Annotated in this window: 13 protein-coding genes; 4 read left to right on the top strand and 9 right to left on the bottom strand. The window is 69.4% G+C overall.

Going from position 1 to position 12,338, the window contains the following annotated elements:
* Positions 1 to 76: 76 nt before the first annotated feature.
* The 3 genes from GSI01S_RS03035 to GSI01S_RS03025 all read left to right on the top strand — a co-directional run bounded on the left by GSI01S_RS03035 (position 77) and on the right by GSI01S_RS03025 (position 2,081).
* A complete protein-coding gene (locus GSI01S_RS03035; RefSeq protein ID WP_006894898.1) occupies positions 77 to 847 on the top strand; it encodes a TVP38/TMEM64 family protein in 771 nt (256 codons plus the stop codon).
* A 77-nt stretch (positions 848 to 924) separates the two neighbouring features.
* Positions 925 to 1,527, top strand: coding sequence for a hypothetical protein (locus GSI01S_RS03030; RefSeq protein WP_039866799.1), 603 nt, complete (start codon positions 925 to 927; stop codon positions 1,525 to 1,527).
* Entirely contained in the window at positions 1,524 to 2,081 is a 558-nt protein-coding gene (locus GSI01S_RS03025) for a hypothetical protein (RefSeq protein ID WP_006894896.1), read from the top strand. Before GSI01S_RS03030 ends, GSI01S_RS03025 begins: the two co-directional genes overlap by 4 nt.
* A gap of 4 nt (positions 2,082 to 2,085) precedes the next feature.
* On the opposite strand, the gene GSI01S_RS03020 is transcribed toward GSI01S_RS03025, so the two are convergent.
* Positions 2,086 to 2,883: an Rv1486c family protein gene (locus GSI01S_RS03020; RefSeq protein WP_006894895.1), complete on the bottom strand. Its 798-nt coding sequence runs from the start codon at positions 2,881 to 2,883 to the stop codon at positions 2,086 to 2,088.
* Positions 2,884 to 2,966: 83 nt separating this feature from the next.
* Here GSI01S_RS03020 and GSI01S_RS03015 point away from each other — a divergent pair, with 83 nt between their 5' ends.
* Positions 2,967 to 3,791 carry a DUF3097 domain-containing protein gene (locus tag GSI01S_RS03015; protein ID WP_006894890.1) on the top strand — a complete coding sequence of 275 codons (825 nt, stop codon included), beginning with the start codon at positions 2,967 to 2,969 and terminating at the stop codon, positions 3,789 to 3,791.
* Between the two features lie 7 nt (positions 3,792 to 3,798).
* Here the strand turns inward: GSI01S_RS03015 and GSI01S_RS03010 are convergent, their stop codons facing one another.
* The 8 genes from GSI01S_RS03010 to GSI01S_RS02975 form a co-directional block, all read right to left on the bottom strand.
* On the bottom strand, positions 3,799 to 4,854 hold the full coding sequence (locus tag GSI01S_RS03010) for a ferrochelatase (protein ID WP_006894889.1): 1,056 nt from the start codon (positions 4,852 to 4,854) through the stop codon (positions 3,799 to 3,801).
* Between the two features lies 1 nt (position 4,855).
* The gene (gene inhA, locus GSI01S_RS03005; RefSeq protein WP_006894888.1) at positions 4,856 to 5,689 is read right to left on the bottom strand and encodes an NADH-dependent enoyl-ACP reductase InhA; all 834 of its coding nucleotides are present in this window, start codon (positions 5,687 to 5,689) and stop codon (positions 4,856 to 4,858) included.
* A gap of 59 nt (positions 5,690 to 5,748) precedes the next feature.
* Positions 5,749 to 6,483: a 3-oxoacyl-ACP reductase FabG1 gene (fabG1, locus tag GSI01S_RS03000; protein ID WP_006894887.1), complete on the bottom strand. Its 735-nt coding sequence runs from the start codon at positions 6,481 to 6,483 to the stop codon at positions 5,749 to 5,751.
* 16 nt (positions 6,484 to 6,499) lie between these two features.
* Positions 6,500 to 7,492 carry a VWA domain-containing protein gene (locus GSI01S_RS02995; protein WP_006894886.1) on the bottom strand — a complete coding sequence of 331 codons (993 nt, stop codon included), beginning with the start codon at positions 7,490 to 7,492 and terminating at the stop codon, positions 6,500 to 6,502.
* Positions 7,492 to 8,430 carry a DUF58 domain-containing protein gene (locus GSI01S_RS02990; RefSeq protein ID WP_006894885.1) on the bottom strand — a complete coding sequence of 313 codons (939 nt, stop codon included), beginning with the start codon at positions 8,428 to 8,430 and terminating at the stop codon, positions 7,492 to 7,494. Before GSI01S_RS02990 ends, GSI01S_RS02995 begins: the two co-directional genes overlap by 1 nt.
* Entirely contained in the window at positions 8,417 to 9,556 is a 1,140-nt protein-coding gene (locus tag GSI01S_RS02985; protein WP_051999593.1) for an AAA family ATPase, read from the bottom strand. Before GSI01S_RS02985 ends, GSI01S_RS02990 begins: the two co-directional genes overlap by 14 nt.
* Before the next feature lie 150 nt (positions 9,557 to 9,706).
* Positions 9,707 to 11,137, bottom strand: a complete 1,431-nt coding sequence (locus tag GSI01S_RS02980; protein ID WP_081598057.1) for an NlpC/P60 family protein — start codon at positions 11,135 to 11,137, stop codon at positions 9,707 to 9,709.
* Between the two features lie 313 nt (positions 11,138 to 11,450).
* The gene (locus GSI01S_RS02975) at positions 11,451 to 12,068 is read right to left on the bottom strand and encodes an Rv1476 family membrane protein (protein WP_006894882.1); all 618 of its coding nucleotides are present in this window, start codon (positions 12,066 to 12,068) and stop codon (positions 11,451 to 11,453) included.
* Positions 12,069 to 12,338: the final 270 nt, after the last annotated feature.

The following is a 12,338-nucleotide window of genomic DNA, read 5'->3' as shown; positions in this document are numbered from 1 at the left end:
TCGTCGTAGGGAACGATAACCGATCAAACGCTCGGGCGAACCTGGGGATGTGATCTGACCCGTAAACTACTCCCTCGTGCGCATCAATTCACCGCGGTCCGCCGCTCCGGTCGAACAGCCGGTGTCCCTCGATGGCACGACCGCCGAGGCGCGCCGGGACCGGCCGGCCCGCAGGCGGACGGATGTCACCCGGACAGCGCTGATCCGCGGCGGGATCGTCATGGCCGCGGTGGTGGCGATACTGGTCGCCGCGTACTTCATCCCACTGCCGTCGATAGCGACCGCGCGCGCCTGGTCCGAATCGCTCGGGCCGTGGTTTCCGGCGCTGTTCTTCCTCGCCTACGCGGTGGTCCCGATCGGTCCGGTTCCCCGGACGGCGTTCACCGTGACGGCGGGTGTGCTGTTCGCGCCGGCTCTCGCCTTCGCCGGAGCGACGGTGTCGTCGACGATCGCCGCCGTCGCCGCCTTCCTGCTCGCGCGGCGGCTGGGACGGGAACGGATCCGCCCGTACCTGCGCCATCCGGTGATCGCCACCGTGGAGTATCGCCTCGAGCGCCGCGGCTGGCTGGCGGTCGGGTCTCTGCGCCTGATCGCGGTGTGTCCTTTCTCACTGCTCAACTACCTCTCGGGGCTGTCGAGCATCCGACTCCTCCCCTACACGGCCGCGACCGTGATCGGGATGACTCCGGGCAACGCGGCCCTGATCTTCCTCGGCAATGCACTGACCGGCGAAGGCAGCCCGATCAGCCTGGTCTTCTCCGCGGTGCTGTTCTCTATCGGTGTCATCGGGTTGATCGTCGACACCCGCATGCCCGTCAACGGGTCACAATCAAGCAAAAACACTTGATTCTCCCAGTTTCAAGCCTTTATGCTTGATGGATTCGTCGCGCGCCCACGCCAAGCGGACTCACTCGGGAGGTGACCGTGTTCGTTCTGACCGCCGATCAACGGGGCAGCCGTACCGGACGCGATCGGGTGCCCGAGGTGCTCGCCCGCTCCGGCCCGGGCATGATCCGACCGTTCGAGCGGACCGCGGGCGATGAAGTGCAAGCGGTGTTCGAGTCCCCCGATCACTTGGCTGTGCTCGCCGTCGACCTCGCCGCCTCGGGCGACTGGAGCGTCGGCATCGGGGTGGGCACCCTGGAGGCTCCGCTGCCGCCGCAGACACGCGCGGGGCGCGGGCAGGCCTTCCTCGACGCCCGTGACGCCGTGGAGGCGGCGAAGAAGAACCGCTGGCATCTGTGCGTTCGCGGGGTGTCGCCGTGGTGCGATCATGCCCAGACCGCCGCGTGGCTCCTGCTCGACGTCCTGCTCGACCGCTCCGAGGCCGGTCGCGAGGCGGTGTCCTTGGTCGCGGCCGGGTCGAGCCAGTCCGCGGCGGCGGATGCCCTGGGCATTTCGCCGCAGGCCATGTCGCTGCGACTGCGGCATGCGCGCTGGGATGTGCAGCGTCCGGCGGAGGAGCTGTTCCGCCGACTGCTTCAGACCGCAGACGGCGTCAGCCCGCTGCCGGAGGTGAGTGAATGATCGCGATCATCGTCCTGCTACTGCTCGCGATCGCGGTGTCCGCGGGCACCTCGCTGGTTCGGCGCCGCCTCGTCGACGACCCCGAACGGTCCGACTCCGCCGTGCTGGCGACCGATGTGATCGCGGCGGCGGCGAGCGCGGCGCTCATCGCCGCGGCTGCCGTCGTCGCCGCGGTCGGCGCGCCGTCGTCCGGCGCCGGGCTGCTCGCCGTCCACGTCGTGGCGGTGATCGCCGCGGCGACCACCGGATCGAGCGCGGTCCGCGTCGTGCTGGCGCTCGGCGGGATCCCGACCCGGGCCGACAACCACGACGACGAACCCGAGGCACCGCTGCGCGGCGGCCGGATCATCGGCATGCTCGAACGCACGGCGGTGGCGGCGTCGCTGCTTCTCGCGTGGCCCGCCGGCATCGGGATCATCCTCGCGGTGAAGAGCCTGGCCCGGTTCTCCGAACTCCGCGCTCCGCGTGCCAGCGAACAGTTCATTCTCGGCACGTTCGCCTCTGTGCTGTGGGCGGCGGCGTTCGCGGGAGTCGGCTGGCTGGCGGGCGTCTGAGCGGTCAGCCGGCGCGGAACCGGTAATCGGCGATCAGTGTGTTCACCGCCGCCGACCGCGCTCGGCGCGCCAGCGCCGACAGACCGCGCAACCGCTCGTCGGCGGTCGCCAACTGCGATCCGGAGTCGCCCAGTTCCCCCGTTCCCGTCAACGACACGATCGCGTCGATCTGCGCGGCGCTCGCCAGCACCCGGTCGACACGGGGATTGTCGTGCGGCGGCAGATCGATGGTCGACGCCGAGACCCGAGCGGCCAGCGCATCGCGCAGGTCGGCCGGCGAACCACGCCTGCCGCCGAGTGCGGCGATCGAGGTCGCGGCCTCGGCGACCGCGCTGCGCAGTTCGTACTCGACCTCCCCCAGCGGGCTGTCGGAGAGCAACGCCCCGACCGCCACGTCACGGTCGTAGCGCATCGACTGCCATCGGCAGCGCTCGGCCGTGCTGATCGGGACGAGCGCGAGCGCACGCATCGCTCCGGCGGCGGGCGTACTGGGACCTTCGGGTTCGCGGTCGTCGATCAGAATCACCTCACCCGCCGCCATCGCGGCATCGGTGGGGCGTCCCGGCGGCAGTCCCTGGGCATCTCCGGGCGCGGGCAGTCGCACGCACATCGCGTTGGCGCCCGACACCGCGCCGAGCAGGTCGAGGATGTCGCCTCCGGGGTCGAGCTCGTGCACCTGCGCGTAGTCGTGAAGGGTGTGCAGGACGTCGTCGGCCGAGCAGCGGCCGGCCTCACGCGCGGCCGCCCACACCGCCAACGCGCTCGCCGGCCACGACCGCAGCATCAGGGAGGAACTGGTCATCCAAGCCAGAATACTCGGCGACTCGGCGGTCACCGGAGCGTCGCGCCCGCCGATCCCGACGCCGGCCCCTACCCTTGGAATCCGTGTTCGATGATCGATACGGCCGCGACGTGCTGTCCTCGCCCCGCAAGACCAAGCCGAAGGCCCCCGAAGTGGCCGCCGAGCGCGATCTGGTGGTCGAAGACGCGGCGACCGGATTCTGCGGCGCCGTGGTGGGTCTGGAGAAGAGTTACGCCGGCGACATGGTCCGGCTCGAGGATCGCCGCGGGCGGACCCGCGTGTTTCACATGTATCCGGCCGCATTCCTCATCGACGGCAAGCCGGTGACTCTGGTCCGGCCTCGCGGGCGCGGCCCGGTCCAGCCCACGCGGACCGCCTCCGGCTCGCGCGCGGCGCCCAAGCAACGGGCCCGCACAGCGCGCTCCAGCCGCATCTTCGTGGAGGGGGTGCACGACGCCACGCTCCTGGAACGGGTCTGGGGCGACGACCTCCGAGGCGAGGGCGTCGTCGTCATCAGTCTCGACGGCCTCGACAACCTCGACGACGCGCTGGCCGACTTCGAGCCCGCACCGCATCGAAGGGCCGGTGTGCTGGTCGACCATCTGGTCGCCGGCACGAAGGAGGCCAAGCTGACCGCCGAGGTGGGTCCGCACGTCCTCGTCTGCGGCCACCCCTACGTGGATGTCTGGCAGGCCGTGAAGCCCGCGTCCGTCGGCATCGACGCCTGGCCGGTGATCCCGATGGGCACGGACTGGAAGACCGGCATCTGTTCCGAACTCGGCTGGGGCACACCGCAAGACGGTTGGCGGCGCGTTCTGGCGGGCGTGTCGAGTTTCCGGGATCTGGAAGTCCCGCTGCTGCGCAGCGTGGAAGAGCTGATCGACTTCGTGACGGTGGATCCGAGCTAGCCGGACATCACGGCCGGCTGCTCGGCCGCCGCGCGGGAACACAGCAGTCGGGCCGGCACAGCGCACCGTTGTCGCCACAGCCCATCGCGGTGACGTCTCCCCCGCCGTCCGCATACCGCTCGATCAGGTCGACGATCATCGAGAGGAAGACGGGGTCGGTGCCGACCGTCGGTACGCGCACGTATCCCATGCCGAGCTCGGCTGCCAGTTCCCTGGCCTCGGAGTCCAGATCCCAGATCACCTCGAGGTGATCGGAGACGAAGCCGATCGGCATCACCGCCACATCGGTGACGCCGCTCTCGCGCAGCTCTCGCAGGTGATCGCAGATGTCCGGCTCCAGCCACGGCACCTGCGGCGGACCGGATCGCGACTGCCACACCACGTCGTACTCCTGCAGGCCCACCGAGTGCGCCACCGCCGCGGCGGCGGCCTTCACCTGCAGCGAGTACAGGTGTCCGCCCTCGGCCGCGGGCCCGGCGTTCCGGTCGGCGGCCGCAGGAATCGAATGCGCGGTGAACACCACGCGTGGCGCCGTGCCGAAGGAACCCAGGGCCGTGCGCAGCGCATTCGCCGAGGCCTCGATGAACTTCGGCTCGGCGCTGAACTGCGGCAGCTTCCGCAGCACCAGCCCGGCGTCGTCCAGCCCCGTCGCCGACAGCGCTCCCGCGATGTCCTCGTGGTACTGCCGGCAGCCCGAATACCCGCCCCACGCCGAGGTGGGGAACACGAGTACCCGCCGGTGCCCGTCGTCGTACATCCGGCGGGTGGTGTCGGCGACGAGCGGATGCCAGTTGCGGTTGCCGAAGTAGATCGGCAGGTCCCGGCCACGTCGCCCCAGCTCGGCGCGCAGCGCCTCGATCATGTCGAGGTTGAGACGGTTGATCGGCGAGACCCCGCCGAAGTGCAGGTAGTGCTCCACCACCTCGTCGAGGCGTTCGCGCGGCACGCCGCGGCCGCGCGTGACGTTCTCGAGGAAGGGCCGCACATCCGCCGGCTTCTCCGGCCCGCCGAACGACAGGAACAGCAGCGCATCGAATGCGCCGCCGTCCTCCGATCCGTGCATCTCAGCCGAGGAAGTTCTCGGGGAACCAGGTGTTGTGGCTGGCTCCGCCGTCGACGTAGATGATCGATCCCGTGGTGCCCGGGAGGAAGTCCGACAGCACGGCGCACACACTAGTGCCCACCACGCCCGGGTCGTCGACGTTCCAGCCGATCGGCGAGGCTCCGTCCCAGTACTCGTTGAGCATGTTGAGCTTGCGCGCATCGTCGGTCGCGGTGCCGGAGATGGCCTTGGCCGCCAGCGTCTTGATCGGTCCGGCCGCCACGAGGTTGGAGCGGATGCGCTTGGCCTCCCCCACCTCGCGCGCCACGTAGCGGTTCACCGATTCGAGGGCGGCCTTCGCAACGCCCATCCAGTTGTAATCGGGCAGTGCCGTGCGCGGATCGAAGTCCATGCCGACGATCGAGCCGCCCTCGTTCATCACCGGCAGCGCAGCGCGGGCGAGCGAGGCATAGCTCCACGCGGAGATCTCGAACGACTTCGCGACGTCCGGGCCCGGCCCCTCGAGGAAGGGCAGCGCATCCGGGCCCATGAGCGTCTTGGGCGCGAACGCGATCGAGTGCACGAGACCGTCGATCCCCTGGGGCGCGAGCTCGCGCACCTTGTCGGCGAGGGCCCCGAGGCTCTCCTCGTCGGTGACGTCGAGCGGGATGGCCGGCGGCACCTCCTGCGGCAGCCGCTTGGCGATCCGGTCGATGAGGCGCAGCCGCTCGGGGATGCCCGTGATGATCACGGTGGCACCCTGCTCCTGGGCGACCTTGGCGGTGTGGAAGGCGATCGATGCATCGGTGATGATGCCGGTCACCAGAATGGTCTTGCCTGCGAGGATTCCGCTCACGAAAAGCTCCTGTGGGGGGTGAGTGAAGAAGTGTGGAAGGCGGCGCCGGTACCGGCTCGTCAGTGGCCCATGCCCATGCCGCCGTCGACCGGGATGACCGCACCGGTGATGTATCCGCCCTGATCGGACGCCAGGAAGCTGATGGCCGCCGCGACATCCTCGGGCTTGCCGGTCCGGCCCAGCGGAATGGCCTGCTTGGCCATCTCGATGTACCGGTCCTCCATCGCGGCGGTCATGTCGGTCTCGATGAATCCGGGAGCGACGACGTTCGCGGTGATGTTCCGCGACCCGAGTTCGCGCGCGATGGAGCGAGCCAGGCCGATCAGGCCGGCCTTCGACGCCGCATAGTTGGCCTGTCCCGGGATGCCGGAGGTGGCCACCACCGAGCCGAGGAAGATCATGCGACCGAACCGCGCGCGCTGCATCCCCTTGGTCGCGACCTTCGCGCAGCGGAAGGCACCGGTCAGATTGGCGTCGATGACCTTCTCGAAGCTCTCTTCGCTGAGCCGCATGAGCAGCATGTTGTCGGTGATGCCCGCATTCGCGACCAGCACCTCCACCGGCCCCTGATGCTCAGCGACCTCGGCGAAGGCCCGCTCCACCGACTCGGTGTCGGTCACATCGCACTGCACGCCGAACAGGCCCTCGGGCGCCCCCGAGCCGCGGTGGGTCACCGCCACCTTGTGCCCGTCGGCGGCCAGACGCTGCGCGACGGCCAAGCCGATGCCGCGGTTGCCGCCGGTGACGAGCACCGAGCGCGGGGTCTGGGCGGGAATCGATGAATGCTCTGCCATGGTTGATCAACCTATCTCAGGGGAGGCGCCGGTTCAGGAGCAGGGCGGCGAATGTGCCTGCGACCGCCAGCAGCGTGCCCGCGATCAGCCAGGGCCTCGAATTGTCGCCGCGTTCACGCTCGTAACCGATCTGTTTCTGCAGCGTGGAGTACACCTTGTTCAGTTCGTCGAGGCTCGAGGCGGTGAAGAACTCGCCGCCGGAGAGGTTCGCGATCTTCCGCAGCGATTCGTCGTCGACCGGGACCGGCACCCGCTCCACGCCTCCGCCGGGAGTTTCGAGATCGACGGTGCCGGTCAGGGTTCCGAAGGAGATGGTCGACACCGGAATGCCCTCCTCCTTGGCCTTGCGCGCGGCGGTGAAGCCGCCCCGGGGGTCGTCCGGGCTCTCGGGGACGGTCTGCTTGCCGTCGGAGAGGAGGACGATCCGTGCCGGTGGAGCACCCTCGGGCCCGCCCAGCACCGCGTTCAGTGTCTGGATCTGCTGCAGCGCCGCGAAGATGCCTTCTCCGGTCGCCGTCTTGTCAGCGAGTTTGAGCCGGTCCAGCGCGTTCTTGGTCGCGGCGTGGTCGGGTGTCGGCGAGACGAGGGTCGACGCCGTGCCCGCGAACGAGATGAGCCCGAGATTGACTCCGTCGGTGAGTTCGTCGGCGAACCGTTTACCTGCGGCCTGAGCCGCTTTGAGCCGCGACGGCGCCACATCGGTGGACTTCATCGAATTCGACACGTCGACGACGAGCATGACCGTCGCACGGTTGCGCGGCACGTCGCGCTCGGCCATCGGTCCGGCCATCGCGATCGTCAGCAGCACCAGACCGGTCAGCAGCACCGCGACCGGCACATGGCGGAAGCGGTCCTGGTTCTTCGGAGTCACCGACCGCAGGAGGTCGAGGTTCGCGAAGGCGAGCGCCCGCGCCCGCCGCCGTCGCATCACGTAGACATAGGCGACGATCAACGCGACCACCAGCAGCGTGGAGAACAGCCACCAGGGGTGGGCGAACAGATCGCTCATCAACGCACCCCCGCCGCCATCGTCCGGCGGCGCATGCCGACGAAGCGGACGGTGTCGGCGATCCAGTCACGGTCGCTGCGCAGGGACAGCACCGGGCCGCCCGCGCTGCGGAAGGTCCGCAGCACCTCGGCCCGGTGTTCGGCGGCGGCCCGCGCGTAGTCGGCCCGCACCTGCGCGGTGACGTCGACGTCGACCACCTCACCGGATTCGGCGTCCCGGAGCGTCACCGGTCCCACCGGCGGCAACTCCACATCACGCGGGTCGAGCACCTCCACGCCCAGCAGGTCGTGATGCGCGCCGATCGCGCGCAGCGAGCGGGCCCAGTCGATCTCGCCGAGGAAGTCGCTCACGACCACCGCCAGTCCGCGCCTGCGCAACGGGCGGCGCAACGCCTCCAGTCCGGTGTTCAGATCGCCGCGCACTCCCGGAGCGCTCCGCCGAGTGGTCGCGATCGCCTTCAGCAGGGCCTGGTCGTGAGCGCGGCCGGCACGAGCCGGTATCCGCACCACGTCGTCGCCCGTCACGATGATCGCGCCGTGCCGATTACCGCCACCCGCCGTCAGATGCACGATCGCGGCCGCCGCGGCGATCGCGATGTCGCGTTTGGCCCGCCCGACGGTCCCGAAGTCGAGGCTGGCCGAGGCGTCGACCACGAACCACGTCTCCAACTCCCGGTCGGCGATCATCTGCCGTACATGCGGAGTACCGGTGCGGGCTGTCACCGACCACTCCATCCGCCGGATGTCGTCGCCGGGCTGATACTCGCGCGCCTCGCCCGGTTCGGATCCCGGTCCGGGGATCAGGCCCAGATGCTCGCCCTGCAGCACACCGTCGAGCTTGCGCCGGACGGTGAGCTCGAGAGACTTCAGCGAAGCCGTCAACTCGGGGTCGGTCAGTGTTCCCGCCGCGAACGACGGCAGCCCGTCAGTGGCCGGCATTGCCCGGCTGAACCGTCGGCGACTGCTGGGCGGCCGGGGCCTGCGCCGCGGGAGCCTGCGGACCCGACTGCTGCTGGACGTGCGCCTGCTGCACGGGCTGCTGCGCCGCATGCGGCTGCTGGACCGGCGGGCTCTGGACCGGCTGGGCCGGCGCCGCGGAGACCTGCGGGAGACCGATGGTCTGCAGCACCCGAGTGATGATGTGATCGGGCGTCACCTCGTCCGCCAGCGCGTCGTACGACAGCACGAGGCGATGCCGCAGGACGTCGGGAATCACCTCGACGACATCCTGCGGGATCACGTAGTCGCGCCCGTGGATCAGCGCGAGGGCGCGAGCGGCGGCGACGATGCCGAGCGTCGCGCGCGGGGACGCACCGTAGGCCAGCCACTGGTCGACCTCGCCGAGCCCGACCTCCGCGGGCCGCCGGGTGGCGTTGATGACCCGGACCACGTAGTCGACGAGCGCATGATGAACGAAGACGTTGGCCGCGAGCTGCTGCAGTCGGATGGTCGCCGCCGGGTCGAGGATCTGCGACGCCGTCGGCGGGACGTTGCCCATCCGATAGACGATCTCGCGCTCCTCCTCCACCGACGGGTAGTCGACGAGGACCTTGAACAGGAAGCGGTCGCGCTGCGCCTCCGGCAGCGGATAGACGCCCTCGTTCTCGATGGGGTTCTGCGTCGCCATCACCAGGAACGGATCGGGCATGGGGTAGGTGGAGCCGCCGATCGACACGTGCCGCTCGGCCATCACCTCGAGCAGCGCCGACTGCACCTTGGCCGGGGCGCGGTTGATCTCGTCGGCCAAGACGAAGTTGGCGTCCACCGGGCCGAGCTCGGTGTCGAATTCCTCGCGTCCCTGCCGGTAGATGCGGGTACCGATCAGGTCGGAGGGCACCAGGTCGGGAGTGAACTGCACGCGGGAGAAGCTGCCGCCGATCACCGTGGCGAAGGTCTCGACCGCCAGCGTCTTCGCGACGCCGGGCACCCCCTCGAGCAGGATGTGGCCGCGGGCCAGCAGACCGGTGAGGATGCGCTCGACCAGCTTGTCCTGGCCGACGATCACCCGCTTGACCTCGAACAGAGCGCGTTCGATCAGTTTCGCGTCTTCCGGGGTGAAAGACAGTGTCCCGGCGGCGGATCCCTCCGTCGCCGCGCCGCTGCGGTCCTGTCCGCTGCTGCCTGTTGAAGTCAAGCCGATGCTCCTACCGGTCGAGGCCTGCGATGTACCGACACCCACACTAGCGGGGCGGGGAGTATCGGGACCGCGCACGTGTCAGAGGAGCCGGACCACGTACGGCATGGCGCCCGCGGTCCGCACCGGCGAGATCTTCACGACGTCGCCGGACTGCGGCGCCTCGATCATGGTCCCGTCACCGAGGATGAGCGCCACGTGCTGGCTGGCGTTGGGCCCGTAGAAGATCATGTCGCCGCGCCGCATCTGCGACAGCGGCACCTGCGGTCCCGAGGTGTACTGGTAGCCGGTGTAGTGCGGAAGGTCGATGCCCACTCCCGCGAAGCCGTAGATCATCAGACCCGAGCAGTCGAAGCCGACCTTGCGGTAATCGCCGTAGCTGTCGGCGACGCCGCCGTCGCGGATGCCGAGGGTGGGGCCGTTCGCGTCGCCGCCGCCCCAGGCGTACGTGACGCCCAGCTGCGACTTCATCCGGTTGACCACGAGTTCGACGGCCGCCGGGCCGCGCAGACCGGGCTGCGAGGGCCCTCCGCCACCGCCGGGGACCCCGGACTCGGGATTGGTCAGCAGCGGACCGAGCGAGCCGTTCTGGAGTCGGCCGTAGGTGCTGTCCTGGCCCTCACCGAACGGATACGACCCGCCGATGCCGAGCAGGTCGAACAGTTCCGAATGCGGAATCTGGAGTTTGCCGATGGCGCCGGCCAACAGCGCCTGACCGGTCTCCATCGCGAGCTTCGCGGCCGCCTGGGCGGCCTGGGCCACCAGATCATCGCCCTCCACGGGCTTGGCCGGAATGCGGTCGAGCACCTTGCCCGCCACGTCGGCGACGGTGCCCGGCGAGGCCTGGGCGTCCACCTCGCTCTTGGGGGCCGACTTGCGCAGTTTCTCGAGCTTCGACGCCAGCGACGTGCGCTGGGAGACCAATTCGTTGCGTTTGGTCTGCTGAGTGCGGACCGCGTCCTGGGCGGCCTTGACCGCGGCGATCGCCTCATCGCGCCGGGCCGACGCGTCCTTGGCGGCCATCGCCGTCTGCTGGCGGGTGGCCTCGGTGGCCGCCACCCGGTTGGCCTGCTGGTTGCGTGCCACCTGGAGTTTGCGAATGGTCGCCTGCTGCTGTCGCGTGACCTGGTCGACGGCAGACATCTGGTCCAGGACCTTCTCCGGATCGTCGGACGCGACGTACTTGGTCATCGCCCCGCGATTGTTGCCCTGCCGGTACACCGACCGGACGAAGGCGTCGAAGTCCTTCTGCGCTGCCTCGACCTTCGCGCTCACCTCGCCGAGCGAGTCCTTGGCGCTTCGGCTGGCCGCGGCTGCGACCTGCTGAGCCGCGAGCGCGTTCTGGAAGTCCACCAGCGTGCGGTTGACGTTCTCCTGCTTCGCCGCGACCGCGCTCGCGAGGTCGGACAGATTCTGATCGACGTCGGCGATCTGGTTGATCAGCGATGCCACGGGATTGGCGTTGTTGGGGTCACCGAGGGCCGGACCGGCTCCGAGAACGCTCACGAGCATCACGGCACCCACGGTGGTACCTCGCGCCGCCCAACGTGCGCCGTTCTTAGCTGGCTTCAAGTCGAGAACTCCCTCGCAACATCTATCCCCCGTACACCATAAAGTGTCTTCTGCACCGTACGTCACATCAGTCTCTGTGAGAACCTGAAGCCCTGAATTACAAATAGGTGATTACCTGCGGAAACACGCGTCAGCAGCGCAAAGACGGAACCTTAGAGTCCTGTCACAGTTGGATAACGCACGAATCGTGACGCGTCAGAAGAAAGCGGCGTCCGCGACGAGCGCGGACGCCGGACGGCGGGACCCCGAGGGGTCAGTCAGTCCCGGCCGGACGGCGGCCGTCAGGATCCTCGTCGCCCTCCGCAGTCGCCGGGCCGGAGACGTCGCCGTTCTGCCCGACCGCGGCCGGCTCGGCCGTCGTCCGCCGGCGCTTCATCCGCCAGCGGGCGATCACCGCGCCGATCACCACGAGGACGATGAGGCCGATGGTGACGCCGTTCCAGTTCACGTTGGGATCGACGGCCTTGTGGTACATCTGCGCGGCGGCCTGGGAGGCCGTGGCCCCCTTGGAGACGTCGTTCGAGGCGTCTTCGAGCTGAACTCGGCTGAACTCGTCGGACGCGGTGCCGCTGCCGGACGGGCCGAAGACCAGCACCGTCCCGCCGACCTCCGACTGCAGGTGGGTCGCGATGTCCCGGTAGGCGGTGAACTTCGGGTACGACTGGTCCAGTACCACCACGTGCAGGCTGTGCCCGTCGGCCGCCGCCTGCTTCACCAGCTGCTTGAGCGCGAGCTGCTGGTCGGCGGGGGCCCACACTCCGGAGCCGGTGAGCGCGTCGGTGATCGCAGCCATGTCGAGGTTCGACCACACGTCGGCCGGCGGCTGGGACGCGGGCTCGGCGAGAACGAACGCGGATGGGCCCGGATTCATCAGATGTGGCTCCCTGAACGGTTGCTGACTCGACATGGCGGGGTGCGCGCAGAAGCCGGCTGGCCGCTGGCGACGGGTGGCACTCGGCGCCCAGGATACGACAGCCGCACGCCGATACGGCCGAGCGACCCGTACCGCCCAACCAGTACGCGCGTACTGCTATGCTGGAGAGGTAGCACCGCGGCCGCAGCCCGCCGCATGCTGCGACGCTTCTGACGAACTCCCGTCGGCGCAGCCCGTCGGCGGAACTTGCACGAAACGAGTGGAGCA

The sequence above is a fragment of the Gordonia sihwensis NBRC 108236 genome, from assembly GCF_000333035.1.
In the GTDB taxonomy this organism is placed as follows: domain Bacteria; phylum Actinomycetota; class Actinomycetes; order Mycobacteriales; family Mycobacteriaceae; genus Gordonia; species Gordonia sihwensis.
This window is presented reverse-complemented; position numbering and strand designations above follow the sequence as displayed.

Bases quoted from the DNA above. Each gene is read 5' to 3' on its own strand.
- GSI01S_RS02975 (WP_006894882.1), bottom strand. From the start codon at position 12,068: ATGAATCCGGGCCCATCCGCGTTCGTTCTCGCCGAGCCCGCGTCCCAG.
- GSI01S_RS02995 (WP_006894886.1), bottom strand. From the start codon at position 7,492: ATGAGCGATCTGTTCGCCCACCCCTGGTGGCTGTTCTCCACGCTGCTG.
- GSI01S_RS03010 (WP_006894889.1), bottom strand. From the start codon at position 4,854: ATGCACGGATCGGAGGACGGCGGCGCATTCGATGCGCTGCTGTTCCTG.
- GSI01S_RS02990 (WP_006894885.1), bottom strand. From the start codon at position 8,430: ATGCCGGCCACTGACGGGCTGCCGTCGTTCGCGGCGGGAACACTGACC.
- GSI01S_RS03020 (WP_006894895.1), bottom strand. From the start codon at position 2,883: ATGACCAGTTCCTCCCTGATGCTGCGGTCGTGGCCGGCGAGCGCGTTG.
- GSI01S_RS03025 (WP_006894896.1), top strand. From the start codon at position 1,524: ATGATCGCGATCATCGTCCTGCTACTGCTCGCGATCGCGGTGTCCGCG.
- fabG1 (WP_006894887.1), bottom strand. From the start codon at position 6,483: ATGGCAGAGCATTCATCGATTCCCGCCCAGACCCCGCGCTCGGTGCTC.
- GSI01S_RS02980 (WP_081598057.1), bottom strand. From the start codon at position 11,137: ATGCTCGTGAGCGTTCTCGGAGCCGGTCCGGCCCTCGGTGACCCCAAC.